Origin of the sequence: Mucilaginibacter xinganensis (genome assembly GCF_002257585.1) — a bacterium.
Lineage (GTDB): Bacteria > Bacteroidota > Bacteroidia > Sphingobacteriales > Sphingobacteriaceae > Mucilaginibacter > Mucilaginibacter xinganensis.
Genome location: NZ_CP022743.1, coordinates 3,612,719 through 3,637,449 on the forward strand (window position 1 = coordinate 3,612,719; position 24,731 = coordinate 3,637,449).

Annotated in this window: 29 protein-coding genes; 18 read left to right on the top strand and 11 right to left on the bottom strand. The window is 40.6% G+C overall.

Translation table 11 applies throughout. The features are described 5' to 3' along the window. Positions 1 to 116: 116 nt before the first annotated feature. Both MuYL_RS15820 and MuYL_RS15825 read left to right on the top strand, forming a co-directional pair. Positions 117 to 1,028 carry an alpha/beta hydrolase gene (locus MuYL_RS15820; protein ID WP_094571489.1) on the top strand — a complete coding sequence of 304 codons (912 nt, stop codon included), beginning with the start codon at positions 117 to 119 and terminating at the stop codon, positions 1,026 to 1,028. Between the two features lie 639 nt (positions 1,029 to 1,667). Further along, positions 1,668 to 2,171: a hypothetical protein gene (locus MuYL_RS15825; RefSeq protein ID WP_157740891.1), complete on the top strand. Its 504-nt coding sequence runs from the start codon at positions 1,668 to 1,670 to the stop codon at positions 2,169 to 2,171. A 351-nt stretch (positions 2,172 to 2,522) separates the two neighbouring features. Here MuYL_RS15825 and MuYL_RS15830 read toward each other — a convergent pair whose 3' ends face one another. Both MuYL_RS15830 and MuYL_RS15835 read right to left on the bottom strand, forming a co-directional pair. Continuing rightward, the gene (locus MuYL_RS15830) at positions 2,523 to 2,936 is read right to left on the bottom strand and encodes a hypothetical protein (RefSeq protein WP_094571491.1); all 414 of its coding nucleotides are present in this window, start codon (positions 2,934 to 2,936) and stop codon (positions 2,523 to 2,525) included. Between the two features lie 71 nt (positions 2,937 to 3,007). Next, positions 3,008 to 3,667, bottom strand: coding sequence for a fasciclin domain-containing protein (locus MuYL_RS15835; protein WP_211710164.1), 660 nt, complete (start codon positions 3,665 to 3,667; stop codon positions 3,008 to 3,010). A 272-nt stretch (positions 3,668 to 3,939) separates the two neighbouring features. On the opposite strand from MuYL_RS15835, the gene MuYL_RS15840 reads away from it, so the two are divergent. Next, the gene (locus tag MuYL_RS15840; RefSeq protein WP_094571492.1) at positions 3,940 to 4,128 is read left to right on the top strand and encodes a hypothetical protein; all 189 of its coding nucleotides are present in this window, start codon (positions 3,940 to 3,942) and stop codon (positions 4,126 to 4,128) included. Between the two features lie 116 nt (positions 4,129 to 4,244). Here the strand turns inward: MuYL_RS15840 and MuYL_RS15845 are convergent, their stop codons facing one another. After that, the gene (locus tag MuYL_RS15845) at positions 4,245 to 5,708 is read right to left on the bottom strand and encodes an isocitrate/isopropylmalate family dehydrogenase (RefSeq protein WP_094571493.1); all 1,464 of its coding nucleotides are present in this window, start codon (positions 5,706 to 5,708) and stop codon (positions 4,245 to 4,247) included. Between the two features lie 190 nt (positions 5,709 to 5,898). On the opposite strand from MuYL_RS15845, the gene MuYL_RS15850 reads away from it, so the two are divergent. From MuYL_RS15850 to purE, 3 genes are all read left to right on the top strand, one after another. After that, positions 5,899 to 6,285 (top strand): hypothetical protein, encoded by a 387-nt coding sequence (locus tag MuYL_RS15850; protein WP_094571494.1) that lies wholly within the window; start codon positions 5,899 to 5,901, stop codon positions 6,283 to 6,285. A 66-nt stretch (positions 6,286 to 6,351) separates the two neighbouring features. Further along, positions 6,352 to 7,491 (top strand): 5-(carboxyamino)imidazole ribonucleotide synthase, encoded by a 1,140-nt coding sequence (locus MuYL_RS15855; RefSeq protein WP_170309757.1) that lies wholly within the window; start codon positions 6,352 to 6,354, stop codon positions 7,489 to 7,491. 135 nt (positions 7,492 to 7,626) lie between these two features. Further along, entirely contained in the window at positions 7,627 to 8,124 is a 498-nt protein-coding gene (purE, locus tag MuYL_RS15860; RefSeq protein ID WP_094571496.1) for a 5-(carboxyamino)imidazole ribonucleotide mutase, read from the top strand. A gap of 69 nt (positions 8,125 to 8,193) precedes the next feature. Here the strand turns inward: purE and MuYL_RS15865 are convergent, their stop codons facing one another. Next, on the bottom strand, positions 8,194 to 8,757 hold the full coding sequence (locus MuYL_RS15865) for a YqgE/AlgH family protein (RefSeq protein ID WP_094571497.1): 564 nt from the start codon (positions 8,755 to 8,757) through the stop codon (positions 8,194 to 8,196). A gap of 229 nt (positions 8,758 to 8,986) precedes the next feature. Here MuYL_RS15865 and pdxH point away from each other — a divergent pair, with 229 nt between their 5' ends. From pdxH to MuYL_RS15885, 4 genes are all read left to right on the top strand, one after another. Next, on the top strand, positions 8,987 to 9,634 hold the full coding sequence (gene pdxH, locus MuYL_RS15870; protein WP_094571498.1) for a pyridoxamine 5'-phosphate oxidase: 648 nt from the start codon (positions 8,987 to 8,989) through the stop codon (positions 9,632 to 9,634). Further along, complete coding sequence (locus MuYL_RS15875; protein WP_094571499.1) at positions 9,631 to 10,128, top strand: NADH-quinone oxidoreductase subunit C; 498 nt, start codon at positions 9,631 to 9,633, stop codon at positions 10,126 to 10,128. Before pdxH ends, MuYL_RS15875 begins: the two co-directional genes overlap by 4 nt. 198 nt (positions 10,129 to 10,326) lie before the next feature. Next, positions 10,327 to 11,169: a cupin-like domain-containing protein gene (locus MuYL_RS15880; RefSeq protein ID WP_094571500.1), complete on the top strand. Its 843-nt coding sequence runs from the start codon at positions 10,327 to 10,329 to the stop codon at positions 11,167 to 11,169. A gap of 269 nt (positions 11,170 to 11,438) precedes the next feature. After that, the gene (locus tag MuYL_RS15885; protein ID WP_094572981.1) at positions 11,439 to 12,563 is read left to right on the top strand and encodes an NADH-quinone oxidoreductase subunit D; all 1,125 of its coding nucleotides are present in this window, start codon (positions 11,439 to 11,441) and stop codon (positions 12,561 to 12,563) included. Positions 12,564 to 12,686: 123 nt separating this feature from the next. On the opposite strand, the gene MuYL_RS15890 is transcribed toward MuYL_RS15885, so the two are convergent. After that, positions 12,687 to 13,787 (bottom strand): S1C family serine protease, encoded by a 1,101-nt coding sequence (locus MuYL_RS15890; RefSeq protein WP_094571501.1) that lies wholly within the window; start codon positions 13,785 to 13,787, stop codon positions 12,687 to 12,689. 13 nt (positions 13,788 to 13,800) lie between these two features. Beyond that, entirely contained in the window at positions 13,801 to 14,370 is a 570-nt protein-coding gene (locus MuYL_RS15895; RefSeq protein ID WP_094571502.1) for an RNA polymerase sigma factor, read from the bottom strand. A 206-nt stretch (positions 14,371 to 14,576) separates the two neighbouring features. Here MuYL_RS15895 and MuYL_RS23275 point away from each other — a divergent pair, with 206 nt between their 5' ends. The 8 genes from MuYL_RS23275 to MuYL_RS15930 all read left to right on the top strand — a co-directional run bounded on the left by MuYL_RS23275 (position 14,577) and on the right by MuYL_RS15930 (position 20,604). Continuing rightward, on the top strand, positions 14,577 to 14,744 hold the full coding sequence (locus tag MuYL_RS23275; RefSeq protein ID WP_157740893.1) for a hypothetical protein: 168 nt from the start codon (positions 14,577 to 14,579) through the stop codon (positions 14,742 to 14,744). A 95-nt stretch (positions 14,745 to 14,839) separates the two neighbouring features. Next, complete coding sequence (locus tag MuYL_RS15900) at positions 14,840 to 15,037, top strand: hypothetical protein (protein ID WP_094571503.1); 198 nt, start codon at positions 14,840 to 14,842, stop codon at positions 15,035 to 15,037. A gap of 140 nt (positions 15,038 to 15,177) precedes the next feature. Then, on the top strand, positions 15,178 to 15,402 hold the full coding sequence (locus MuYL_RS15905) for a hypothetical protein (protein WP_094571504.1): 225 nt from the start codon (positions 15,178 to 15,180) through the stop codon (positions 15,400 to 15,402). A gap of 141 nt (positions 15,403 to 15,543) precedes the next feature. Continuing rightward, a complete protein-coding gene (locus MuYL_RS15910; RefSeq protein ID WP_094571505.1) occupies positions 15,544 to 17,046 on the top strand; it encodes an ATP-binding cassette domain-containing protein in 1,503 nt (500 codons plus the stop codon). A gap of 125 nt (positions 17,047 to 17,171) precedes the next feature. Beyond that, positions 17,172 to 18,296 carry a CofH family radical SAM protein gene (locus MuYL_RS15915; protein WP_094571506.1) on the top strand — a complete coding sequence of 375 codons (1,125 nt, stop codon included), beginning with the start codon at positions 17,172 to 17,174 and terminating at the stop codon, positions 18,294 to 18,296. Between the two features lie 178 nt (positions 18,297 to 18,474). After that, positions 18,475 to 19,035 carry an SMC-Scp complex subunit ScpB gene (scpB, locus tag MuYL_RS15920; protein ID WP_094571507.1) on the top strand — a complete coding sequence of 187 codons (561 nt, stop codon included), beginning with the start codon at positions 18,475 to 18,477 and terminating at the stop codon, positions 19,033 to 19,035. 168 nt (positions 19,036 to 19,203) lie between these two features. Next, positions 19,204 to 19,392 carry a hypothetical protein gene (locus MuYL_RS15925; RefSeq protein ID WP_094572982.1) on the top strand — a complete coding sequence of 63 codons (189 nt, stop codon included), beginning with the start codon at positions 19,204 to 19,206 and terminating at the stop codon, positions 19,390 to 19,392. A 90-nt stretch (positions 19,393 to 19,482) separates the two neighbouring features. Then, positions 19,483 to 20,604: an N-acetyltransferase gene (locus tag MuYL_RS15930; RefSeq protein WP_094572983.1), complete on the top strand. Its 1,122-nt coding sequence runs from the start codon at positions 19,483 to 19,485 to the stop codon at positions 20,602 to 20,604. Between the two features lie 120 nt (positions 20,605 to 20,724). Here MuYL_RS15930 and MuYL_RS15935 read toward each other — a convergent pair whose 3' ends face one another. The 5 genes from MuYL_RS15935 to tpiA form a co-directional block, all read right to left on the bottom strand. Further along, positions 20,725 to 21,066 carry a helix-turn-helix domain-containing protein gene (locus MuYL_RS15935; RefSeq protein WP_094571508.1) on the bottom strand — a complete coding sequence of 114 codons (342 nt, stop codon included), beginning with the start codon at positions 21,064 to 21,066 and terminating at the stop codon, positions 20,725 to 20,727. Positions 21,067 to 21,265: 199 nt separating this feature from the next. Next, positions 21,266 to 22,108, bottom strand: coding sequence for a universal stress protein (locus tag MuYL_RS15940; RefSeq protein ID WP_094571509.1), 843 nt, complete (start codon positions 22,106 to 22,108; stop codon positions 21,266 to 21,268). A 344-nt stretch (positions 22,109 to 22,452) separates the two neighbouring features. Further along, positions 22,453 to 23,289: a 50S ribosomal protein L11 methyltransferase gene (gene prmA, locus MuYL_RS15945; protein WP_094571510.1), complete on the bottom strand. Its 837-nt coding sequence runs from the start codon at positions 23,287 to 23,289 to the stop codon at positions 22,453 to 22,455. A gap of 49 nt (positions 23,290 to 23,338) precedes the next feature. Next, the gene (locus tag MuYL_RS15950; protein ID WP_094571511.1) at positions 23,339 to 23,806 is read right to left on the bottom strand and encodes a hypothetical protein; all 468 of its coding nucleotides are present in this window, start codon (positions 23,804 to 23,806) and stop codon (positions 23,339 to 23,341) included. 95 nt (positions 23,807 to 23,901) lie between these two features. Then, complete coding sequence (tpiA, locus tag MuYL_RS15955) at positions 23,902 to 24,666, bottom strand: triose-phosphate isomerase (RefSeq protein WP_094571512.1); 765 nt, start codon at positions 24,664 to 24,666, stop codon at positions 23,902 to 23,904. Positions 24,667 to 24,731: the final 65 nt, after the last annotated feature.

The window sequence follows — 24,731 nt, forward strand, 5'->3', positions numbered from 1 at the left end:
TAAAATATTTTTTTTCAAAGATTTAACCTTTAATATTTATAGCTTTCGTAAAAAAACGTCAGCAGTCATTCAATCCGTTAGTCATTATATTTGATAGGTTAAAAAACTTTTGAGCCATGAAAAAAATATTAAATATTGTTCTTGTCCTGGTTTGTATTATCAGTTTAATTGATAATTCTTTCGCTCAATCTATCAACCCAAAACTGGCCATCTTCCCAACCGGCACTACCTTAATAGGTGATATCCCCTACGCCAATGATACGCTAAAAAAGCATCTGCTTGATATTTACCTGCCACCGGTTAAAAAGTCAGCCTATCCTTTTATTGTATGGATCCATGGCGGTGCATGGATGCTGAATGATAAATATGCAGATATGGGCTACATGACAAAAACCCTGAAAGCTTTTGCCGACAGTGGGTACGCCGTAGCATCAATTGACTACCGGTACAGTACAACAGCTGTGTTCCCGGCGCAGATCAGGGATTGCAACCAGGCCGTGGAGTTTTTATATAATAATGCAGCTAAATACAACCTGGATAAAAACCGCATCGCATTGATCGGCTTTTCTGCGGGCGGGCACCTGGCCTCATTACTCGCGGTTTCAAACAATAACAACATCAAAGAATTTTATCCTAACGGTGAAAAACCGAAGTTCAAAATAAAGCTATGCCTGGATTTTTACGGCCCGGCTGATTTTGCAAGCCTTAAAGGTAACGACAGCCCCGACGCTAAGTCCCCTATCACCCTATTATTGGGAGCAACAGTTGCCAGTCGCCCTGATTTGGCAAAAACGGCAAGCCCTGTAACCTATATAGATAAAAATGATCCGCCATTCCTGATTGTCCAGGGCGAAAAAGACGAGTCGGTAAATCCAGCCCAATCTGAACTGATGAGCAGCCGATTAAAACAAGCGGGGGTTAAAAACCAATTGATAATTGTTAAAGACGCGCCCCATTACGGGGTGATGTTCGATTCAGATAATATCCGTAAAAGCGTTTTCATGCTTTTAGATATGTATATGAAATAGCGTTAAAAAAACATTGCCCTAATAATAGCCGGGATAATCAGCAGGTCTATTGAAATTAACGCATATTTCTTATATAACTTTCCTTGTTGTGATCCATAAGTTTCTGTAACCTGCTTACACCTGCCGTTATTAAAAATCAACAGGTAATTCAAAATAGCGAATGGAATAAAGAAGGTAACCAGTACGGATATGAAACTATTTAAGGGATGGGCGTTAAAAATATTCCTCCTCTGGCGCGAGTATGACGGGTCGGCCAAAAGCGAAAAGGCGTACTCGTGTCCCGCGTTCAGGTAGCCAACAAGCTATGTTGGAGCATGATTTTAAAAGCAAAATACCGTTTGCCAGGTAACCAGCAATGCGGTATTTTTATTGCGAATGAGTACCAAATATAAATTTAGAGATTAATATATATTGTTGGTTAAACCGGAGGCAATGTAAACCAAACGCTTCATCCAGGTCACGAGTAGCCATTCCGCGCAGGCGGCCCGTCATACTCGCGCCAGAGGGGAAGAAATATTGCGGGGGCTATAAAAAAAGTGCCGCATATAAACGTAGCAACATCTTCCTTCAATTTACACGCTTTTTTAAATCCATTAGATTGGAAAGGATATTCAGATAATTCATTTAATCCATTTAGATTTGTTAGAAAAAATAATGTTAGATATTGATAAATTAAAAAGAAATTCAAATAAATCCAAATTTCAATCTTGGATATTGGACAATATTGAAATGTTACTTAACCAGATTGATGAAAATACCTTAAGTAATGAAAGTTCTGTTGAAGCTGATGGGCAACTTATGACAATTTATTTAGTTCATAAAATGGATTCAGATACAATTGTTATTTTAAACATTTTAAAAGATCACGTCAGTCTATGGGTTGGTGAAAATAATTTATACTTTGATATAAATTCAGATATAAATTATTTTAAGGATATATATTTAAATTGTCTAAAAGGCGATTATGAGACTACTGAATATTTTTTTAAGGATAAGTTGATTTTTTCAATTACGTACTTATTAAAGTATAATGACGTGCAATTTATTAAATCACATACGTTTTTTTACCCTTTTTACAAATGGCTCTACAAAGGAAAATTTATTTTGAAACATTCAAAGTATAAGTCATTTATTAACAAGTAGCGCGCATTCTGGCGCGAGTATGACGGGTCGGCTAAAAGCGTACAGGCCTACTCGTGCCCAGCGTTTAGGTAGCCAAAACGCTATGTTGTAATATTATTTTAAAAACAAAATACCGCTTGCCAGGTAACCAGCAATGCGGTATTTTTATTGTGAATGAGTACCAAATATAAATTTAGAGATTAATAGATATCTTGTTGGTTAAACCGGAGGCAATGTAAACAAAAGGCTTCATCCAGGTCACGATTAGCCATTGTGCACAGGCGGCCCGTCATAGCGTCAGGAGGGCAATGTTTGACACGCGTATATTCGTAAAAGTATTTTTGTTTTTCTCGATGCATACATGAAATAGTATCATTCGAAAAACATCACTTTAATTACCACCGGGATAATTAGCAGGCCGATTGAAATTAGTGCATACTTCTTATATAACTTTCCCTGTTGTGATCCATAAGTTTCTATAACCTGCTTATACCTTTCGTTACTAAAAACAGCCAGGTAATTCAAAATAGCAAATGGAATAAAGAAGGTGACCAATACGGATATGAAACTATTTAATGGATGGGCATTAAAAATATTCACCGGCATAGCCAACAACAATTGGCGGCTCACAATTATTCGCAGCCAGTAAAATATCGTGAGCAAATTAATTCCCTGCAGTGCCGAAATAGGTACCAGCGTATAAAGCTGCCAGCTGGTGTTCCCGGCTTTATTTTTCTTTTGAGAAATGATGGCATCAGCCCAAATCCTGTAATATAATTTTAGCATACCAATAGGGTTTCAATTATAAAGCCCGGACTGTTGCACAGTACCGGGCTTTTCTTTGAAGCTTACAATTATTATTTAGTCATCAACACACCGTTGATTCCATGGATTACGCCGTTGGATGCAGGCGTATCAAATGAAGTTACTTCGGCAGTATTGCCTTGTGCATCCTTAAGCTGCAATTTTTTATCCACTACAGCAATGGTAATGGTTTGCCCGTCGACAGTTTTCAATGTCGCCGTTTTGGTAGCGTTAGTAAGGGCTTTAATAATTGCGGCCTTATCAAACTTACCGGCAATTACATGGCCTTTTACCAATGCTGCCAGTTTAGTGGGATCTTTCATCAGGCTATCAAGCTTTGCTTTAGGCAGGGCAGCAAATGCAGCATTACCCGGCGCAAATACTGTGAACGGGCCAGCACCCTGTAAAGTAGCATCTAAATTTGCTGCCTTAATTGCACCCACCAATGTTGAAAGGTCTGCTACGTTGGCTAATGTAGCCTGAATATCTTTCACTGAATCGGCCTTTGCACCCGGGGTAGCGGTTGCAGGTGGCTGTGTAGTTGTTTGCGGAGGCTGTGCAGGCGTTGGTGCGGGCTGCGTAGGCGCAGGTTGCGTTGGAGCCGGCTGTGTTGGCATCGGCTTTGGCTGCGTTGGTTGCGTTTGCGCAAATACATTATTTGATACCAATCCTATTGATATAGCTGCTGCTATAATTAAAAACGATTTTTTCATGTTAAATAATTTATTAATGGTTATTAGTTAGCATTGTTACCCGGCATCTTTATTAATGCCATGCTTTAATTAATTCAGTAGTTATAACCATAAATCACACTGTATAGTTTTAAAGAAATAAAAAAACGCGTACAAACAATTAATAAACAATAAGTTAAAATGAACCTATTTCTCCCTTTTTTAACCAAACCAGCAAATTACACCTCCCATTTTGCCACTTTTATCCGGGCTAAATAGGTTTATTTCCTTAAATATTTGATGGTAGTAATCCTATGACTCAAAAGAAGCTATTAACCAGCTATTTAGATAAATGTCTGCGGGGGTTATTTGGCGGCATGCGAATACCCTGGCGGCGCTGGCAGTTGGGCGATAGTGCCGAAGATTTTTTTACTGACAACCTGTTTGAGGCACTTACTTACAACGTATGCCATAAGATCATCAGCATAAAAACACTTTATTGAGCGTACCTGTGGCAAAAATGCGGGTGGGTATCAGCATAATAAAGGCATTGAAAAAAAGGTTTGACGATATCTTAATTATCGTCAAACCGCATATTTATATATTTTGGAAATTTTGCTTATTGCCCCTGGGCCAGCGTATAACCTATCTTACCACCAAATTTCATCAGGAACTCAACTGAGCATACCTTAACATCTTCAGAAAAGGCGGCGGCTATGTGAAGCAACTCCTTTTGGCTAACCTCTTTACCCGCTTTCTTCTCAAAACGCACCCGGTACTCATTAACCAGCTCTGTAAATATGGAACCTGTCGGCCAAACCTGCGTACCCCTGTTAGAGATCATCACCACATCAAAGTTATCAGTTAAGCGCTTTTTGGCTAAAGCCGCCAGTTCAGCAGGCTGCAGGTTACCGGCTTCCACAAACACATCTACCCCAACCATTTCTTCCTTAATACCTTTTGTAACCGTCAGCTTATTTTTTGTGAGGGTGTGGTGATGGGCATTGGCTTTCAACTGCATATTAGCCTGGGCTACAACACCGCCGTCGGCAGGGATCATGCCCAAATTCGAAATAACCGCATCAGCAAAACCGCTGGTGTCAACCGATGGTTTCAACTTGTCGCCAAAATCACCGGTATGTACCCCTTGTTCCAAAGTGTAAAGCAAGGCATTTTCAATGGTGGCAGCATTTTCTGTAAAGCCCATGTAACGCAGCATCAATATGCCCGACAGCATTAAAGCGGTTGGGTTAGCTATGCCTTTGCCCGTAATATCGGGCGCTGTACCGTGTACAGCCTCAAAAATGGAAATATTATCGCCAATATTAGCCGATGGCGCAAAACCAAGGCCGCCAACTAAACCTGCGCACAGGTCTGACACAATATCGCCTTGCAGGTTTGTTAAAACAATAGCCTGGAAATTTTGCGGCTGGGTAACCAGCTTCATACAAAGGTCGTCAACAATAATATCCGACGATTGAATCTCCGGGTACTCTTTTGCTATTTCCAGGAACGTTTCCAGGAAAAGCCCGTCGGTAAGTTTCATGATATTGGCCTTGTGGGCGCAAGCCAGTTTGGTATAGCCTTTTCGTTTAGCCATTTCAAAAGCATAACGGATCACCTGTGCCGAACCTGGCCGGGTAATTATCCGCCGGCCCACGGCAACATCATAGGTCAACAAATGCTCTATGCCGCCATAAGTATCTTCAATATTTTCGCGGATGATGGTAAGATTGATAGGGATACCGGCTTTTGAAAAAACAGTTTCAACCCCTTTGAGTGTTCTGAAATCGCGCTGGTTGGCATAAGTATTCCAAACCTTGCGGGCGGTAACGTTTATACTTTTAACACCTTTTCCTTTTGGGGTCTCCATAGGCCCTTTAAACAGGATGCCGAGGTTTTCTATAGTTTCTTTAGCGGCAGTTGTCATCCCGGTGGAGTGTCCGGCATCAAAATATGATTTCCCCATTTCAACAAATTCATACTCAAGGGGAACGTTGTTTGCTTCAAAAACCCGAAGCACGGCCTTCATTATTTCAGGCCCTATACCATCGCCGTTAGCTACGGCTATTTTAGTTTTCATTATAAAGAACTTTTATCGTTAATACTGGGCAAATATATGGGTTTCTAACCGCTTACGTTGCCGGAACCGCAGCTTAATACTGCTTTGATGACAGCAAACTTATAATACCCTATCCGCCATTTTATTTTTTATATCCACCCCTTTATACCTCAACAAAAATCATGAAATTTGTTTTTTTATTTTATCAACTATGGGTAAAACAATCCTGTTAAATCTTTTCAAAACATTTATTTTATCGCTCATTATTTCGATAGCGATCTTCAGTGCCTATTATGGCATAACCCGCAAAGGCGCCGACTACGGCCACGCTGTGCAGTTGATAATGGTAGGCGCGTTTTACCTGAACGGTATATTACTGATGATGGCCCTGCCCGCGTTGTTCCTGGCGTACCCTTCCATCTGGATGAAGCCGGTTTTTCGCCTGTTTTTATACTTTTCGGGGCCATTGGCTTTTATTTTAACCAATTTTACTTTGCCCTTAAACAGCGTTGATACCATATTTTATATCTTAACCGGCGTTGTCTTTTTTATTATCCACGCCATTTTCTATTATAAACTGGTTAAAAAGAATGGATAAGTTATTAATCCGTTACCATATCATTTAGGCTTTTTGAAAGATTTAGGCTAAACTTGCACCATTATAATGAAAGCATTTTACGGAGACCTTAAACTAGGAATTTTAGGCGGCGGCCAGCTTGGGCGCATGCTTATACAGCAGGCAATAAATTACAACGTAACAATAAAGGTGCTTGATCCCGACCGGGAAGCTCCTTGCCGCAAACTTTGCGACGAATTTGTAGTCGGATCACTAAATGATTATGAAACCGTGTACAACTTTGGCAAAAAAGTTGACATGCTGACCATTGAAATTGAAAAAGTAAATGTTGATGCGCTGGAACAACTGGAAAAAGAAGGCGTTTTAGTTTATCCGCAGCCCCGGGTTATCAGGCTTATACAGGATAAGGGACTGCAGAAACAGTTTTTTAAGGAAAACAATATCCCTACCGCCGAGTTCCAGGTGATCTCATCAGCAGCGCAGTTAAAAGAAAGCCACATCCCTTTTCCATATATTCAAAAATTGAGAAGAGATGGTTATGATGGCAGGGGCGTTTATAAGGTTATTGATGAATCATACCTGGAAAAAGCATTTACCGAGCCCAGCCTGATTGAACGCTGGATTGATTTTGAAAAAGAAATAGGCATAATTGTAGCCCGCAGTGAAAACGGCGAGGTAAAGACCTTCCCGCTGGTTGAAATGGAATTTAACCCACAGGTTAACCTGGTTGAATTTTTAATTTCGCCATCAACCCTGCCTTTTGAAATACAGCAGGATGCAGCACAAATAGCTGTTAAGATTGCAGAGGACCTGAAAATTGTAGGCTTGTTGGCAGTTGAGATGTTTTTAGACAAACACGGCAAAATACTGGTTAATGAGCTTGCGCCAAGGCCGCACAACAGCGGGCACCAGAGTATTGAAGGTAATGTAGTTTCACAATTTGAGCAGCATTTAAGGGCGATATTTAACCAGCCCCTGGGCGATACCGCCTGCCTTAATAATGCCATTATGGTAAACGTATTAGGTGAAGCCGGATATGAGGGCCCTGCCGTGTATGAAGGCATTGAAAAGGTACTAAAATGCCCGGGCGTTTATGTACATTTATACGGAAAAGCGCTCACCAAACCATTCCGCAAAATGGGGCATGTAACCATTATTGATGCCGACAGGGAAAAAGCGATTGAAAAGGCAAGGTTTGTGCAGGCGACACTGAAAGTGATAAGTTAAGTAGTTGATGGTTCATAGTTCAGGGTAAGAATTTATAGCCACAATTAATCAAAAGAGTTTTTAATAAAATAGATTTATACCGGTGATAGGCCGACTACTTCACAACTTTCGGCTATGAACCATCAACCATTAACTATGAATCACCCCAAAGTAGGCATTATAATGGGCAGCAAGTCTGACCTTCATGTTATGCAGGATGCTGCAGATGTATTAAAAGAATTAGGCGTTGACTATGAAATTACCGTAGTATCAGCCCACCGCACACCTGACAGGATGTTTACCTATGCCCGCGAAGCAGCAGGACGGGGATTAAAAGTAATAATAGCAGGCGCAGGCGGCGCGGCGCATTTACCTGGCATGGTGGCGTCGTTAACGCATTTGCCCGTTATTGGCGTCCCTGTAAAATCAAGCAATTCAATTGACGGCTGGGATTCTATTCTCTCTATCCTTCAAATGCCAAACGGCATCCCGGTTGCGACGGTAGCCCTTAATGCCGCAAAAAACGCAGGGATCTTAGCCGCGCAGATCATTTCAACCGCCGATGAGCAGATTGTCAAAAACCTGATCGCTTTTAAAGATGATTTGAAGAAAAAGGTGGAAGAGTCTGCAAAAGAAATGGAGGGTAGAGACTAGAGATTTGTTGAATCCTATGTAAGATTTTTCCTAATCTCTAGTCTCCAAGCTCTGGTCTCTAATTCCCAACTAATTAAGAGCAGGATTTTCGGGAAAATTAGCAATATGTGCATATCGCTGTCCCAGGCCTATCACTACTTCGCGCCAAAGGGTTTCTTCGTTGTCTGAAAACAGGGTATCCACATTTAGGTTGTTAGCTACAATCCAGCTGTCGCCGGTAATTTCATCGTCCAGTTGCCCGGGTGTCCAGCCGGAGTAGCCTGTAAAGAACCTAATTTCATCGGCGTTTAGCTGGTAATTGGTTATCAATTCTTTCACAGCTTCAAAATCACCACCCGAAAATATACCTTCGGCTAATTCAATGCCGTCCGCAATTTTCTCAGGACAACGGTGTATAAAGTGCAGCGTATTGCCTGCTACCGGCCCTCCAACAAATACAGGAATTTCGGAGTAGGATAGCTCAGGCATAATGTCACCCAGTAAATATTCACTTGCATGGTTTAAAATGAAACCCATGGCACCGCCTGCGGAGTATTCTGTAAGGATAATGACAGCCCGCTTAAAGTTGGGGTCCATCATAAAGGGCTCCGATATAAGTAATCGTCCTGCGGCAGCCGGTATAGAGTTTAGCATAACTATAAATTTATTCTTTTAACAACTATTACAAAAATATGTTCAGTGTTTGAAAAAGAGGCGTGAACCGCGAAGTCAATCATCAAGCTTAAACAAATCCGGTTTAAATTCAACTTTATTAACGATAAATTCTCAAAGAAAGTTCTCCTTAACATTATTTTATTGTCATGATTTTTTACAGCGGCTTTCTGCCACTTTGTTCTGTTTTTTAATTTGTAAGTTTGCAGTGATGGATCATGAAAAATTACAGAACACGAGGGAAGAATACACCGTCGCGTCGTTATCAGAAAACAGCACCAAAGCCGACCCAATAAAACAGTTTGAGGCGTGGTTTAGCGAGGCACAGGAATTAAACCTTCCCGAACAAAATGCCATGACGCTTTCTACGGCAACCCATGATGGCCGCCCCTCTGCCCGGATTGTTTTACTGAAAGGTGTTTATAATGGTGGTTTCGTTTTTTTCACCAATTACCTGAGCCGCAAAGGCAAAGAGATCACCAAGAACCCTGTTTGTGCCCTAACATTTTTCTGGCCTTCCATGGAACGCCAGGTGCGCATTGAAGGCACATTGGAGAAGGTAAGTAAGGAAGAGTCTGAAAAATATTTTCATTCGCGTCCAAAAAACAGCCAGATTGGTGCGGTGGTTTCCCCGCAAAGCCAGGAAATTGACAGCCGTGATGTTTTAGAAAAAAAATGGGAAGAAACAGCTGCAGAATATAACGAAAAAGAAGTGCCTAAGCCTTCGTTTTGGGGCGGGTATATTGTTAAGCCCCAGGTGATAGAGTTTTGGCAGGGCCGCGAGAGCCGCCTGCACGACAGGATAGTTTACAAAAAAATGGATAGCAAAAGCTGGAAAAAAGTACGTTTAGCACCATGATCTTTGAAGAGATTAAGTTATTACTTATTGAAAAATTTGGCGCTGAAGTAATTGTTGGCGAAGAAACAGGCGGGCTGCAGCCCGCCCTGCTTATTGCCCCCGGGCAAATTACCGGGGTTTGCCTGGAACTGCGCAACAATGCAAACACTTACTTTGATTTTTTAAGCAGTTTAACCGGGGTTGACTATGGTATCGAAGCTAAACGCTTTGGTGTTGTATATCACCTGGCATCTATCCCCTTTCAAACACAGTTAACCCTTAAAGCTAGTGTGGAGAACAACCGCGACCTGAACGATTTGCCAACCTTCCCAAGCATTACGTCAGTTTACCGCACCGCCGACTGGCATGAACGCGAAGCTTACGACCTCACCGGCATATTTTTTGAAGGCCATCCCGACCTTCGCCGCATCCTGCTACCCGACGATTGGGAAGGCTTCCCCCTGCGGAAGGATTACAAAACAGCAGAATATTACAAGGGAATTAAGATAGATTAAGCGATTAGTTTCGGCTGGCTTATAAATGTTAAATAATTACATTGTTATTCCCTGCTGTCAGACCTTCTTTAACATGCTGTCGTTGCTGCTATCACCTAATCTCTCACCACTGGTCTCTAATAACTAACCATAACCTTTTAATTTCTTTCACGTAAAAGCCATTACAATCTTAGTGATCAACTAAACTGATATGGCACAATGGAAATTATAAGAAGAGATAATATTTCCTACGAAGAATTTATGGAAGAGCATTATAAGCCGGGCATTCCGCTGGTTTTTACTAATGCGTCAAAGGTTTGGAAGGCTAACGGGCTTTTTACGCCCGATTGGTTCAGAGAAAATTATCCCGACAGGGAAACAGATTGCAGGGGAACCTCCTACAAAATGAAGGACATAATGGATATGGTTGAAACCAGCACCGTTGAAAAACCTGCCCCCTACCCTATAATATTTGATATTCCGGGCACATTGCCAGAGTTAATGCCACTGCTCGATCCGTTGGACCTGAATTATGCCACATCAAACTGGCTAAAAAATAAGATGTTCAAAATAGGCAAATGGGGCGGCGCAACCGAACTGTTTGTTGGCGGCCCGGGTGGTAAATTCCCTTATTTACATATCGATTACTACCATTTAAATTCATGGATTACACAGCTATATGGTGAAAAACGCTTTACCGTTTTCCCGCGCGGGCAGGATGAGTTTCTTTATCCCCGTCCTGAGGATCCGTGGCGTTCAGAATTAAATGTTTTTGAGCCTGATTTTGAAAAGTTTCCAAAATATAAGCATGCCACACCCATTAATTTTACGGTGGGCCCCGGCGAAACACTGTTTATTCCGTTCGGGTTATGGCATACTGCCTACTCCTTAACGCCAACCATATCTGTGGCCTTTGATACGCTCGACAGCAAAAACCATAAAGAATTTATGAAAGATGTATGGACGTTTAAAAGCCGCCAGAGTAAAGCAAAAGCAGTTGCTATGTATAGTTACGCATGGCTGGCCACCCAGGGCAGCAAAATGAAGGAAAGCTGGGCTTAAAAATAATATAGTTTGATTTCGAAAGTTCCAATTCGGGGTCAGTAATTATAGTTTATCAGTCGCCCGCGGTTAAATAGCTGCGGGCGTTTTTTATTTAATAATGTTCCCGACCAGTAATTAAATACGACCATTTGAATAGGAATTTCCTAAATTTGGAACCGGAATAAATCCGACACCGAACATCCGAAATTAAATTGACCACTCATCCAAAATACGACGCCGCTTTAAATAATTACTATCAAAAGATAGCTAGTGCAGCCACCGAAGACATGGTATTGAACATGGGGCCGCAACACCCGTCAACACATGGTGTATTGCGGCTCGAGCTGATAACTGACGGCGAGATCGTAAAGGAAGTCATCCCGCATATTGGGTATTTACACCGCTGCTTTGAAAAACATGCAGAATCATTAACCTACCAGCAAACCATTCCGTTTACCGACAGGCTTGATTACCTGGCATCGATGAACAACAGCCATGCTTTTGTTATGGGTGTTGAGCGAATGATGGGAATAGATAAAGACATTCCGAAACGCGTTGAGTACATCCGGGTACTGGTGTGCGAACTGAACCGCATTGCATCACACCTGATAGCTATTGGCACTTATGGTATTGATATTGGAGCGTTCACGCCTTTTTTATGGTGTTTTAGAGACAGGGAGCATATTATGGGAATGCTGGAATGGGCCTCTGGATCGCGGATGCTGTACAACTACATTTGGGTTGGGGGTTTATTTTACGATCTGCCCGTTGGTTTTGAAGAGCGTTGCAGCGAGTTTGTAACCTATTTTAAGCCCAAAATGGCTGAACTTAACCAGCTTTTAACCGATAACCAGGTATTTATAAGCCGTACAGCTAATGTTGGCGTGCTGCCGCTCGATGTAGCCATTAACTACGGATGCTCTGGCCCGATGCTGCGCGGATCAGGCCTTAAGTGGGACCTCCGCCGCATTGACAATTATTCTGTTTATCCCGAACTTGAATTTGAAATACCGGTAGGCAAAGGTGCTATGGGCACCGTGGGCGATTGCTGGGACCGCTACAAGGTACGCGTTGATGAAATTGAACAATCCCTTAAAATGATTGAACAATGCCTCAGCCGGCTGCAAAATGAATTAAAACGCACCCCCGATTTTGATCCGCGCTCAAAAATGCCGAGAAAGATAACCCCAAAAGCACAGGACTATTATGTAAGATGTGAAGGGGCAAAGGGCGAACTTGGTTTTTATTTTATGGCTGATGGACGCTCCGAGATCCCTACCCGGGTAAAAGCACGGGCGCCAAGTTTTAATAACCTGTCTGTATTGCCCGAAATTGCTAAAGGGGTAATGATAGCCGACCTGATAGCTATTGTAGGCTCTATCGACTTTGTTTTGGGCGAGGTAGACAGGTAGCCTCCGCAATTTGCAGATATAAAAAACCCTTTAAATCATCCCGTCAGATAAAATGGAGCAAAAAAACAGGGCGCTTTGATTACTCAAAGCGCCCTGAACTATATAGATAGTTTTTTGGGATCTTTATTGATTATAAACCCTAACAAGGAAAATGCAGTTCTGCAATTTTTTAATCTGCTGTACCCGGCTTAAACCTGCAAGTACATTTTTGTTATTTATATTCAACGTTTTGTTTAGCGAATCAGCAGGAATATCTTTTATCGCTTTCAGTAAATAGCTTGATTTAACAGCAAAGGCTGCACCTTCTACGTGGCTTTGTTTAGCGTTAACAATGCCAATGATATTCCCCTTACTGTCAAACAACGGGCCACCACTGTGACCAAAATCAAGAGGAGCCGATATTTGATATTGTGTGGTATCTCCTTTAAAACCAGTGCTCGCAGTTAAGTAACCAGGGCCTAAAACCATAGCATCACGCGGAAAACCAATAGTGAATACATTTTCCCCGATATCGGTTTCCGCTTTCTTAAATGCATAAGGTATGGTACCCAATGTTTTGAAAGACGGATCGGTAATCTCCAAAATAGCAATATCTGATTGTGGTTCGGTATAAATTACCTTAGTACGGTATGCTTTACCATCAGTACCCTGAACGTAAACAGAGTCGGCACCGCTAATTACATGATTATCAGTAACAATATATCCGTTTGAAGAGATCGCAAAGCCTGTTCCCCTAAAATTACCCGGGTTAACCATTTTGGTGTGCGGCGGATTAAGGCTATTAACCTGAGTTTTCAACTGGTTGGTAGCGCGGTTGATCTTATTGATCTCCCCCCTTAATTGCAGGTAGTTTGATTCCCTGTTGTTTAAATAGCCGGTAAAAAACAAGGTGCACAATACCGCAAATATGGCAATAGAAGCAGCTACTGAAATTTTTGAATGGTGGTTTCGCCACATTTGTACAATCCACGAAGGGTGGATCATCAGCTCTTCTTCTAATGCATGAACATCTATTTCGTCATGAATGGCATTCAAACGGTTCTCAAGTTCCAGGCGCTCGCCATACTGCTTAATCAGGTTAGTGAAATGCTTATGCTCGGCTACCTTATTATTTACAGCAGGGTCCTCGCTCCGGATTTTTTCGAAAGCGGTACGCTCAGCCTTGGTCATCTCGCCATTAAGATAACGTTCAATTGTCTCGGTTAACTGGTTATTCTCGCTCATCGCTTTGCTCTCCTTATTTTTGCTGAAAAAATAATTTCTTCAGCCGTTGCAGGCATTTATATTTTTGGGTCTTTGCATTGTCTGCGTTAGTGTAACCAAAATTTTCACAGATCTCCTGCATCGACCTGTTATTGATATAAAAATCTTCTATAATAGTTTTACAGGGTTCGCCCAATAACTGCAGGGCATTACCCATTTTATTAAACTGGATATCGCGCTCATTATTTTTTTCCGTTTCATCATCAACTGACAAATACTCCTGGAAATCTTTAATATCGCCACCATACCTGTTCATTTGCGTAAGCCTTTTAAGCCAAAGCCGCCTGCAAATAGAATAGATATAAGTTTTAAGCTTACTGCTTAATTCAAAATCACCCGTCTTAACTTTATTATAAAGAACAATTATGGCTTCCTGATAAATGTCTTTAGCATCATCAGCATTGCCGTTGTTATTAATCACCAGTTGTAATATCATCGGAAAATAGGCCAAATACAGCCTTTTCAATACACTTTCCGAATTATTAAGGATCCCAAGGATAACTTCACTATCTGTTGGTACCCCGCCGTTTAACTCTTTACTCACTACTTAATACTATTTATGCGAAATTGTAACCCATTATTGATAAAAAAAAAATAAAACTAAATAATTTTCTCTAAAGGTAGTTGATTGGCGCGCATTATGCGATTTAGTTGCCGGGTAACCCGGCTAAACAATTGTAGTACAAAACATTAAATCTATTCGCTGTATTACACGGTCACGGCCCACACATTTAAAAAACCAACTGAACATTGAGCATTAAAACCTGCAACCGCATAGCTGACGGGAAGATCGGTACAGCAATCCAAAAGATCACCAACAAAACAGCGGAAGAAACCATCATAAAAAGGCCAAAAACAAAGATTGCATTAGCTAATCAGCCCGTAAAAGAAACGTTGATTTTGATAAAGCTACAATAACTATAGATTTTATATTTTTTATTTTATTTTTTTGGGTTACCTTTTCAAGGTTGCAGTATTAATAGTACAAACACTCACATTTAAATATAAAAAAAATGAAAAATTCATTCAAATTAGGTTTCGTTGCTTTAGTAATTGCTGTTTCTGCTGCTGCTTGTGGTGGTAGTGCAAAAAAAGATGGTGGTGATACAACTGTTAAAGTTGACTCTACTGTTAAAGTTGATTCTACTGTAAAGAAAGACACAGTTGTTAAAGTTGACACCACTAAAAAAGATACTACTAAAAAGAAATAATCTTAACTGATTTTTCTGTTAATTTTTTAGTTTTTTATCTGTTAAAAGGTAATCCTTGATTTTTTTTTAATTCATGGGTTACCTTTTGCTTTTACTGGTATTAAGGTTAAACTATTTAATCACTTAAAAAGAAAATTAACATGAAAAATTCATTCAAAATGGGCGCTTTAGCCTTAGTTATTGCAGTTTCTTTCGCAGCTTGTAAAGGTAAATCTGATTCAGCTGCTGCTGATTCAGCTAAAATGGACTCAGCTAAAATGGACTCAGCTAAAATGACTGATACAGCTAAGAAAATGGTTGATACAGCTAAGAAAATGGTTGATTCAGCTAAAAAAATGACTGATACTACTAAGAAAAAAATGTAATCTCATTTTTTCTAAAAGCAGAAACGCCTGGTTAGCAATAGCCGGGCGTTTTTGTTTTTACATAGTTTTCCGCACTCGCCTATCCAATTAATTTCCGGCTTATCCGGATAGATATTTAATTTTACCGGCAACAACTGGCAAATGAAGCAATCTTTAATTTCAATAAACAACGCAACCGTACGGTTTTTAAATAATATACTTTTTACAGGTTTAAACTTTTCAGTTAACAAAGGCGAAAACTGTGCACTAATAGGGAAAAGCGGATCAGGGAAAAGTGCACTGCTGCATACCATAGCGGGCAGGTTTAATATTACCGCAGGAGAAATTGAGTGGCATTTTTTTGAGGAGTTTAAAAGCCATGCCGAAAATGCCGACGCACAACTTACCCATCATAAGCTGATGGCGCTTGTTGAACCCAAACACCACTTTAAGAACCTTTCGAACACAGCCGACTTTTACTACCAGCAACGTTATAATTCGTCAGACTCAGAAGACACTCTTACTGTTGAAGAATATCTTCGCGCGGTAACGCCCGTTTTGCGGCAGGCTGGCTATTGGACATTTGAAAAAACAACCGGGCTGTTAAAGCTTGCTGAGTTATTGAGCAAACAGATCATCAAGCTATCAAACGGAGAAACCAAAAGACTGATGCTCGCAGCAGCTTTATTGAAATCGCCGGTTTTGTTATTGCTTGATAGTCCGCTAACCGGGCTGGATGTGCAGACGCGCAAGGATTTTAACTCCATAATAGATGAGATCATTCAATCTGGAATAACAGTTATTATGGCCACGTCACCTTATGAAATTCCGGATGCAATAACCAATGTTGCCATTTTGCAGGAGGGTGCAATAATTAAAAGCCTTAATAAAGATGAGTTTAAACCTGCTTGGTTTATGCAGGATGATACCGATGTAATTGACAACGAAGAGCTTAAAACCTTATTAAACCCAAAAACGGCGAAAATAACCTATAAGCATATTGTTAAAATGGATAATGTGTTTATAAAGTATGGTGATAAAGTTATTTTAAATCAAATAGACTGGCAAATTGTACCCGGCGAAAGATGGGCACTGCTCGGGCCAAACGGGGCTGGTAAGTCAACCCTGCTTAGTTTAATAAATGCGGATAATCCGCAAGCTTATGCAAATGATCTAGTTTTATTTGATAAAAAACGCGGCACCGGCGAGAGCATTTGGGATATAAAAAGCAAAATTGGTTTCGTATCGCCCGAACTGCACCAGTATTTCCCTACTGATAACAGCTGTTTGCAGGTTATAGAATCCGGGTATTATGATACGCTGGGCTTATTCCGTCCATCACAAAAAGCGAAAGCCGATACCGCTTTACGCTGGATGAAAGCCCTGGAGATAGAGAAATATGCACGCGTACTCTTAAAAAACATCCCTGCTAGCGCTCAACGTCTATGCCTGCTGGCCCGTGCACTGACAAAAAACCCCGACCTCCTTATTTTTGACGAACCCTGCCAGGGTCTAGATGAACACCAGCAACATCACTTTAAAACCCTGGTTGATACCATTTGCAGACTCAGCAATGTTACACTGATCTATGTAACTCACTATCAGCATGAAATTCCGGATAGTGTAACGAAGGTTTTGAGGCTGGATAAAGGGAAACAATGCTGATTTTCGCTAATTAAACCAAATTCAATGAATTTAAAAGCGCAACGCTGATTCGTCAACTCTGTGTTAATTAATTCGTGAAATTCGCATAAATTCGTGCAGGTTCGTGTCTATTAGTATATTTGTGTATGAACACAGCCGATCTGTTGCAACGCGCTTTGCGGTTTGATTTTTTGACCCAGGAAGAAGGGGTTTTTCTTTATAAAAATGCCTCCACCGCCGATTTGATGTACACAGCCAACGAGCTGCGCAAGATCCAGGTGCCACATGGCAAAGTTACCTGGCAGATAGACCGGAATGTGAACACCACAAATGTTTGTATAGCCAATTGCAAGTTTTGCAACTTTTTCCGCCGCCCCGGTCACGAGGATAGCTACATAACTGACATTGAAACCTACAAGCAAAAAATAGAAGAAACCTTCCGCTATGGTGGCGATCAGTTGTTGTTACAGGGCGGGCATCACCCTGATCTGGGACTAAAATTTTATGCCGATACTTTCAGACAGCTTAAAGAACTATATCCAACGCTAAAACTGCACTCGTTAGGTCCGCCGGAAATTGCCCACGTTGCCAAACTGGAGGGCATGAGCCACATTGATGTTTTAAGAGAATTGCAGGCCGCAGGCTTAGATTCATTACCGGGCGCTGGTGCTGAAATATTGAACGACCGCGTACGCCGGCTGATCAGCAAAGGCAAATGCGGTGGTAGGGAATGGCTGGACGTGATGCGCGCAGCCCACCAACTTAACCTGCCGAGCTCTGCAACTATGATGTTTGGCCATATTGAAACCATTGAAGAACGCTTTGAACACCTGGTATGGATCCGCGAGGTACAGTCGGAAAAACCTGAAGGCGCTTATGGCTTTGTTGCCTTTATCCCATGGCCTTTCCAGGACGACGGCACTTTGCTGCGTAAAGTGAGAGGCATTACCAATAACGTTACGGGCGACGAATATATCCGTATGATAGCGCTAAGCCGCATCATGCTGCCAAATATCAAAAACATCCAGGCGTCATGGTTAACGGTAGGTAAACAGGTAGCACAATTATGTCTGCATGCCGGTGCAAATGATTTTGGATCAATAATGATAGAAGAAAATGTAGTTTCTGCTGCTGGCGCCCCCCACCGCTTTACAGCAAAGGGCATCCAGGAATCAATAAAAGAAGCCGGTTTTGAACCGCAGTTACGTACCCAAAAGTACGACTGGCGCGAAATTCCGACCGCTATTGAAGAGCAGGTGATAAATTATTAATGGAACCCGAAAGGTAGTAAAGTCCGAAAGTAGAAAGCACTTTTGCTTACGGACTTTACTTTTTAACAAGCACTTTAGTCCGTTGCTAAGCAGATACTATGATTTTTTACCTTTAGCGTGTATTTCGGCCTTTAGCGGCTTCCGCACATCCGGACTTTTCACTACTTTCGGGCTTGAAATGGACAACATCGAACAGTATATAGAAGCACTTATATTCGCATCTGAACAAAGCATCCGTACCGAGGAGATCCTTTACTGCCTGCAATCAGCTTTTAACCAGGATTTTAGTGAGGATGAAATAAACAGGTGCATCCAAAATATTACTGATAAATACAACGATAAGCAATTTGCCATTGAGATAGTTAAAATAAGCAACGGCTATCAATTTTTAACAAAAAAAGACTACCACCAGGTAATCAGCCTCCTTCAGGCGCAGCGCTCAAAAAAGAAACTGAGCCAGGCCGCCCTGGAAACACTCGCTATTATCGCCTACAAACAACCGGTAACCAAACCCGATATTGAACAAATTCGTGGGGTAAACTGCGACTACTCCATTCAAAAGTTACTGGAGAAAGAATTGATTGCCATTGTAGGCAAATCAGAAGCGTTAGGCAAGCCCATACTGTATGGTACCAGCAGTCTTTTCATGGATTATTTTGGCATAAATAGCATTAGTGAATTGCCTCAAATGAAAGATTTTACCGATAATACCGTTTCCATTGGCGAACAATCGGAATAAAAATCCGCAATTCCCTTATAAACAAAACAAAAATATTTTTTTTGAATTTGCTGTTTTTAATGAAAATGATTTTGATTATTTTTACTAAGAAATACAACCAACCGAATATGTTTATTTGTGCTTAGGCGCAATTATTAATGAAAAAAGTTTTACTAAAAAATCATGGCAATGGGAACTCCAAAAAAACCTGTAACTAAAAAAGTTGAAAACACGGGCGAGGAAGAAGAAGATGATGATAGCACGCTTGATCAGAAACCCAAGAAAAAGGTAGATGATGATGACGATGACTTTGATGGCCCTTTAGACGACTTAGGGTTTGAAAGTTATGGGGATGACGATGACGACGACGATTATTGATCTTTAAAAAATAAAAACTACTTTAAAGCATCCGGGCCATGCCTGCGGATGCTTTTTTTTATATTAGCCGTTTTCAGGCAAAATACACCTATGATTATAACTGAAGTAAAGGATAAAGCCACAAAAAAAACATTTTTAGATACCGCCAGGATAATTTATAAAAACGACCCAATCTGGGTTTGCCCGCTTGATAACGATATTGAGGCGGTTTTTGATCCGGCTAAAAACAATTTTCATAAAGATGGAAAATGCACCCGCTGGGTACTTACCGATGCTGACGGGAAATTAATCGGTCGCGTGGCGGCTTTTATAAATAATAAAAAAGCCTATAATTACGACCAACCAACCGGCGGTATGGGCTTCTTTGAATGTATAAACAATAAGGAGGCTGCATTTTTATTGTTTGATACCGCTAAGACGTGGTTGAAGCAGAATGGAATGCAGGCCATGGACGGGCCGATAAACTTTGGTGAAAATGATAATTTCTGGGGACTGTTGGTTGAAGGATTTATCCCTCCCTCCTACGGGATGAATTATAATCCGCCCTATTACCAGGCACTTTTTGAAAACTATGGCTTTAAAACACTTTATGCGCAAATAACTAACCATTTAGATATTTTAAAGCCATTCCCTGAACGATTTTACAAAATAGCAAAATGGGTTACACAAAAGCCGGGATATGAATTTAAACACTTAAAAGCAGGTGAAATTGAAAAGTTTGCAGCCGATTTTATGGAGATTTATAACGATGCATGGAAAGATTTTGAAAATTTTGTCCCGATCACACATGCAACCATTGCCGAAAGCTTTAAAAAAATGAAAGCCATTATGGACGAAAACCTGATCTGGTTTGCGTATATTAATAATGAACCCGCGGCGTTTATGATCATCCTGCCTGACGCAAACCCAATGATAAAGTCTTTAAAGGGCAAGCTCAACCTGGTTGGCAAACTTAAATTTCTATATAATAAATGGAAAGGGGTGTCTCGGATGCGGGCAGTTGTGATGGGGACCAAACAAAAATTTCAGAACCATGGTGTAGAGTCTGCGCTATTCATAACGCTGGGAGAATATGTTTTACCTTTAAATCAGTACACCGAACTTGAATTATCCTGGGTTGGCGATTTTAACGATAAAATGATTGCCATGCACAAGGCTATGGGAGCACAATTTGGCAAACGACATTTAACGATGCGTTATATATTTGAGTAATCTCCCAAAGCACCTGATATTGTTGCATTGCACACATCAGGTAATGTTCCCTTACAATTAACGCAGCTATTCATTACAGTCAATTCAGGTAAATCACCGCTGATTTTCTATAATTTAATATCAGGCGGTTACCCGGTTATGCCTTAACTCTTCAAATAATTCAATGACCTTTTTTTGTAAATCGATAACTTCTGTTTCGCGATCCATTAATTTTTTGTTAATGGTCTCCAATTCATTAATCGCTTTTTGATCCTGCTCTGAATCGGTAAACGTAAGTAACTGAACTACCGTCATTTCAAACAGCGTAGCTATCTGTTCTAACCTTGATAAATTGATATCAGTAATTCCTGTTTCAATTTTCGAAAAAGCCGGAATAGAAATATCCAATCTTTTAGCTACATCTTCCTGGCTCCATCCTTTCTGGTGGCGTAGTAACCTGATTTTTTTTCCGAGTGTCTTCATTTAGTCTTAAAGGTTAAAAGATTTCGCAATAGTTAATTTTTATTACAATTATATTCAATATCCTGTTAATTATCAACTATTTTAAATAATATTTTATTTCGCTGTGAAGATACATTATTGCACTAAAAAATCTTATATATTGACAATTATTATTATACCTAAGATACGCATTTAATTATTAAATTTATTGCTTCGTAATTTATTTTAATAATAAAACAGGAACCGCTGAACTCTCCAGCAATTGCTTTGAAACACTAGTATGTAACAACGACTGCAGGAAACTATATTTATGTGGGAGTGCTATCACTATTTGAGCGTCACTTTTCTTGGCAAAAAGCAATATTCCATTAATAATATCTGAATTTTCAATGAAATAATACTTAGGATAATAAGGCATAAGCGCCTCATATAGTACCGTTTGCTTCGCTATTTTTTCCGCATCCTTGTTAGCTCCCCTATTGGAAATATTAACTACGAGCGGCTCAAATGCTCTTCGTTTAAGTAGTGCCAGCAACGGCTCCAGTGGCCCCACGTACGTAACTTTATTAAAATCGCAAGCCACAACAACTCTTTTTATTTGCTCAATGGCGCAGGCGGGAGGCACTACAATTACCGGAACACTGCTTATTTTTGAAATATCTGCTACGTGGCTGCCTATCTTAGCGTCATCGTTACTGCTATTTCCCCTGCTTCCTATAATCACCAGGCCTGCTTTTTTACTGGCAATATTCTCAACAACAGCACGTACCAAATGTGTGCGATTTAAACGGGTGCTTATTTGCACACCAGGCCTTACTTTCTTTTGCAGTTCTTGTTTAAAATCTTCCAGTTTTTTTTGTCTTTCAGCAGCGTTACGTTCAACTTCTTCTTCCGTTACCAACACCATATCCGGATTGGGCAGCATTGTTTCATAAACGGATACATAATATGCATTAAGCAAAACGATATGCTCAACCTCAGTTTGGTGGCTTAAGGCAGCAGCAAATTCAGCGGCATGAGCCGCGGTTTCCGAAAAATCAATTGGAACAAGATATGTTTTCATTACTAAGAATTTAATATTATACTTTTGACCATTTGGGTCTAAAAGTTAAAACAAAGTTACCGCCCGCAATTAAATACTTCGTCAGGTACATCACATATTATCTTCCTAAAAATATAAAAATCACAGCAGAATTTAAGGTTAAACGGTATAAATTTAACGGCGATATTATTTAAACAAAAAGTATTTCAGCGAATTAGCTATTTAATGAATATCGGAAACGCATCGGTGCACCATCCAGCGGTTTTATATTACGATTTAAGGCTTTATAAAAGCAAAATAGCCTGCAGATTACTATCCCGCAGTCTATTTAAATATTACTTATACTTACAGTTAAATTTCAATATCTATTTTACAAATTTCGCAGCTACCCAGTCTTTATTTTTTTTATGGCTGATGTACTTCAGTCCATATTTGCGGGCCTCTTCGGTAATGATGTCAAGGTCTGGGGCTTCATAGAATCCGCTGAAATATATTTCACCATCGGTTTTCAACACCTGGCTGTAGCGCTCCATCTGGTCAATAAGAATATTGCGGTTAATATTGGCTAAAATAATATCAAAACTTTCCTCCGGGACAACTTCTTTCGAGCCGCAAAGTGCAGTGATATTTTCTATATGATTTAGCTGGGCGTTTTCAATGGTGCTTGCATAGCAAATTGGGTCGTAGTCAATAGCGGTAATTTCCGCAGCACCTAATTTTGAAGCCATGATAGCCAAAATACCGGTTCCGCAGCCCATGTCCAGCACTTTTTTGCCGGCAAACTCATTTTCAAGTACAAGTTCCAGCATCATAGCCGTGGTTTGATGGTGCCCTGTACCGAAGGCCATTTTAGGGTCGATAACTATCTCATAAGGAAATTGGGACTTTGGCTGATGAAAGGTAGCCCGCACAAAAATTTGATTGCCAATTTCTATCGGTTCAAAATTGCTCTCCCAAACCTCGTTCCAGTTCTTTTGCGGGATCAGCGTTACTTCATAACTAAAAGCAAACAAGTCACGGTAAGACAGTAGCATCTCATCCAGCAGTTCCCGGTTAAAATCATCAACAGGAATATACGCCTTAAAACCAAAATCAAGCTCTTCAAAAGTATCAAAACCAATTTCGCCCAAAGCGTTTATCAAAAGGTCCTGTTGATAGTCTTCGGTAGTTATGGTAGTAAAAAGCAATTCGTAATAGTTCATTTTTGATCAGATATAAGATTTGAAATTACCAAAAGGCAACTGGAGCGCGCTATTCTGTTTCGGCGACTTCCTGGCTTTCATGCTTTTCAGGTTTTTCTTCAAGCAGCAAAAGAATCACAAGGTTAATTAACCAGTATGCTAATTGTACAGCCAGCATAAAACCAACCAGTTTCGCCAGGTTATGTATACCAGCCTGAGGGTCCCAAATGGCATAACCTATGCCCAGCGCAAATAACAGGCAAATAAAACAAAGATCAAGGATGATGTTTATTTTGTCGGCCACCGTTTTAGCCAACATTCCCCGCCACACGGGTACAATTATTAACACCTGGGTTAGCAGAGCTATCACAAAAAGCAGCGGTAAAGTATAACGATAAAAAGCCATGAAACTTTTTAGGTTACCCAACCCCATTTCGTCAATTTTTAACTGAAAGTAAACAGAGCTGTACCGTACCCCCGTAAAAAAGATAAAAAAGCCGATAAAAGGCGGCAGGATTACTTTTAGTAGCTTTTTCATGCTTGGGGATGGTGATTAGAGGGTGGCAGAGACCAGAGATTAGCTTACATTCAATACTTACTAATCTCTGATCTTTCGCCTCTAATTTTTCTAACTCAATTAAATACTTTCACAATATCAATAAAGTCGCGTGATTTAAGCGATGCACCGCCAATTAAACCGCCGTCAATATCGGGCTGTTCAAAAAGCTCAGGCGCGTTTTTGGGGTTGCAGCTGCCACCGTATAAAATGGTTGTGCTGTCAGCCACCTGCTGATTGTATTTTGCCGCAATCTCTTTACGAATAAATGCGTGGATCTCCTGCGCCTGCGCTGATGATGCAGTTACGCCGGTCCCTATGGCCCAAACCGGCTCATAAGCAATTACTAATTTAGAAAACTCCGTTTCGCCCAGGTGAAATACTCCTTCAACTAACTGGCTTTTGATGATATCGAAATGCTGGTTAGCTTCTCTTTCCTGTAAAGTTTCGCCTATACAGAAAATTGGGGTTAGGTCGTTCTTTAAAGCGGTATCCGTCTTTTTTGCCAGCAGTTCATTGCTTTCGCCAAAATACTGGCGGCGCTCCGAGTGCCCCAAAATAACATAAGCAGCACCAACAGACTTTACCATTTTTGCCGAAATCTCGCCTGTATATGCGCCTGATTCAGCCTGGTGTGCGTTCTGCGCACCCACAGCTATGTTGCTATAGCCTTTTGCCAGTTGCGCTATGCTGTGCAAGTGAATAAAAGGGCTGCAAATAACGGCCTGTTGTTTACCGGTAGCCTCGTCTTTAAACATGTTTATTATTTCAGAAAACAAGCTTAAACCTTCGTTATAGTCGAGGTTCATTTTCCAGTTTCCGGCAACAATTTTTTTTCTCATGATTGTATTATTATGTTGGTTTGTTTTTTGTTGTGGTGGTTGTAAAGGTTGATGTGGTTTTAGGT

Excerpts from the sequence above, each read along its gene's own strand:
- MuYL_RS15950 (WP_094571511.1), bottom strand. The coding sequence starts at position 23,806 with ATGAAAAAGCTACTAAAAGTAATCCTGCCGCCTTTTATCGGCTTTTTT.
- MuYL_RS15890 (WP_094571501.1), bottom strand. The coding sequence starts at position 13,787 with ATGAGCGAGAATAACCAGTTAACCGAGACAATTGAACGTTATCTTAAT.
- MuYL_RS15880 (WP_094571500.1), top strand. The coding sequence starts at position 10,327 with ATGGAAATTATAAGAAGAGATAATATTTCCTACGAAGAATTTATGGAA.
- prmA (WP_094571510.1), bottom strand. The coding sequence starts at position 23,289 with ATGAACTATTACGAATTGCTTTTTACTACCATAACTACCGAAGACTAT.
- MuYL_RS15835 (WP_211710164.1), bottom strand. The coding sequence starts at position 3,667 with ATGAAAAAATCGTTTTTAATTATAGCAGCAGCTATATCAATAGGATTG.
- tpiA (WP_094571512.1), bottom strand. The coding sequence starts at position 24,666 with ATGAGAAAAAAAATTGTTGCCGGAAACTGGAAAATGAACCTCGACTAT.
- MuYL_RS15930 (WP_094572983.1), top strand. The coding sequence starts at position 19,483 with ATGATTATAACTGAAGTAAAGGATAAAGCCACAAAAAAAACATTTTTA.
- MuYL_RS15915 (WP_094571506.1), top strand. The coding sequence starts at position 17,172 with ATGAACACAGCCGATCTGTTGCAACGCGCTTTGCGGTTTGATTTTTTG.
- purE (WP_094571496.1), top strand. The coding sequence starts at position 7,627 with ATGAATCACCCCAAAGTAGGCATTATAATGGGCAGCAAGTCTGACCTT.
- MuYL_RS15925 (WP_094572982.1), top strand. The coding sequence starts at position 19,204 with ATGGGAACTCCAAAAAAACCTGTAACTAAAAAAGTTGAAAACACGGGC.
- MuYL_RS15910 (WP_094571505.1), top strand. The coding sequence starts at position 15,544 with ATGAAGCAATCTTTAATTTCAATAAACAACGCAACCGTACGGTTTTTA.
- MuYL_RS15865 (WP_094571497.1), bottom strand. The coding sequence starts at position 8,757 with ATGCTAAACTCTATACCGGCTGCCGCAGGACGATTACTTATATCGGAG.
- MuYL_RS15905 (WP_094571504.1), top strand. The coding sequence starts at position 15,178 with ATGAAAAATTCATTCAAAATGGGCGCTTTAGCCTTAGTTATTGCAGTT.
- MuYL_RS15820 (WP_094571489.1), top strand. The coding sequence starts at position 117 with ATGAAAAAAATATTAAATATTGTTCTTGTCCTGGTTTGTATTATCAGT.
- MuYL_RS15940 (WP_094571509.1), bottom strand. The coding sequence starts at position 22,108 with ATGAAAACATATCTTGTTCCAATTGATTTTTCGGAAACCGCGGCTCAT.
- MuYL_RS15845 (WP_094571493.1), bottom strand. The coding sequence starts at position 5,708 with ATGAAAACTAAAATAGCCGTAGCTAACGGCGATGGTATAGGGCCTGAA.
- MuYL_RS15885 (WP_094572981.1), top strand. The coding sequence starts at position 11,439 with ATGGTATTGAACATGGGGCCGCAACACCCGTCAACACATGGTGTATTG.
- MuYL_RS15855 (WP_170309757.1), top strand. The coding sequence starts at position 6,352 with ATGAAAGCATTTTACGGAGACCTTAAACTAGGAATTTTAGGCGGCGGC.
- MuYL_RS15935 (WP_094571508.1), bottom strand. The coding sequence starts at position 21,066 with ATGAAGACACTCGGAAAAAAAATCAGGTTACTACGCCACCAGAAAGGA.
- MuYL_RS15830 (WP_094571491.1), bottom strand. The coding sequence starts at position 2,936 with ATGCTAAAATTATATTACAGGATTTGGGCTGATGCCATCATTTCTCAA.
- scpB (WP_094571507.1), top strand. The coding sequence starts at position 18,475 with ATGGACAACATCGAACAGTATATAGAAGCACTTATATTCGCATCTGAA.
- MuYL_RS15900 (WP_094571503.1), top strand. The coding sequence starts at position 14,840 with ATGAAAAATTCATTCAAATTAGGTTTCGTTGCTTTAGTAATTGCTGTT.
- MuYL_RS15840 (WP_094571492.1), top strand. The coding sequence starts at position 3,940 with ATGACTCAAAAGAAGCTATTAACCAGCTATTTAGATAAATGTCTGCGG.
- pdxH (WP_094571498.1), top strand. The coding sequence starts at position 8,987 with ATGGATCATGAAAAATTACAGAACACGAGGGAAGAATACACCGTCGCG.
- MuYL_RS15875 (WP_094571499.1), top strand. The coding sequence starts at position 9,631 with ATGATCTTTGAAGAGATTAAGTTATTACTTATTGAAAAATTTGGCGCT.
- MuYL_RS15850 (WP_094571494.1), top strand. The coding sequence starts at position 5,899 with ATGGGTAAAACAATCCTGTTAAATCTTTTCAAAACATTTATTTTATCG.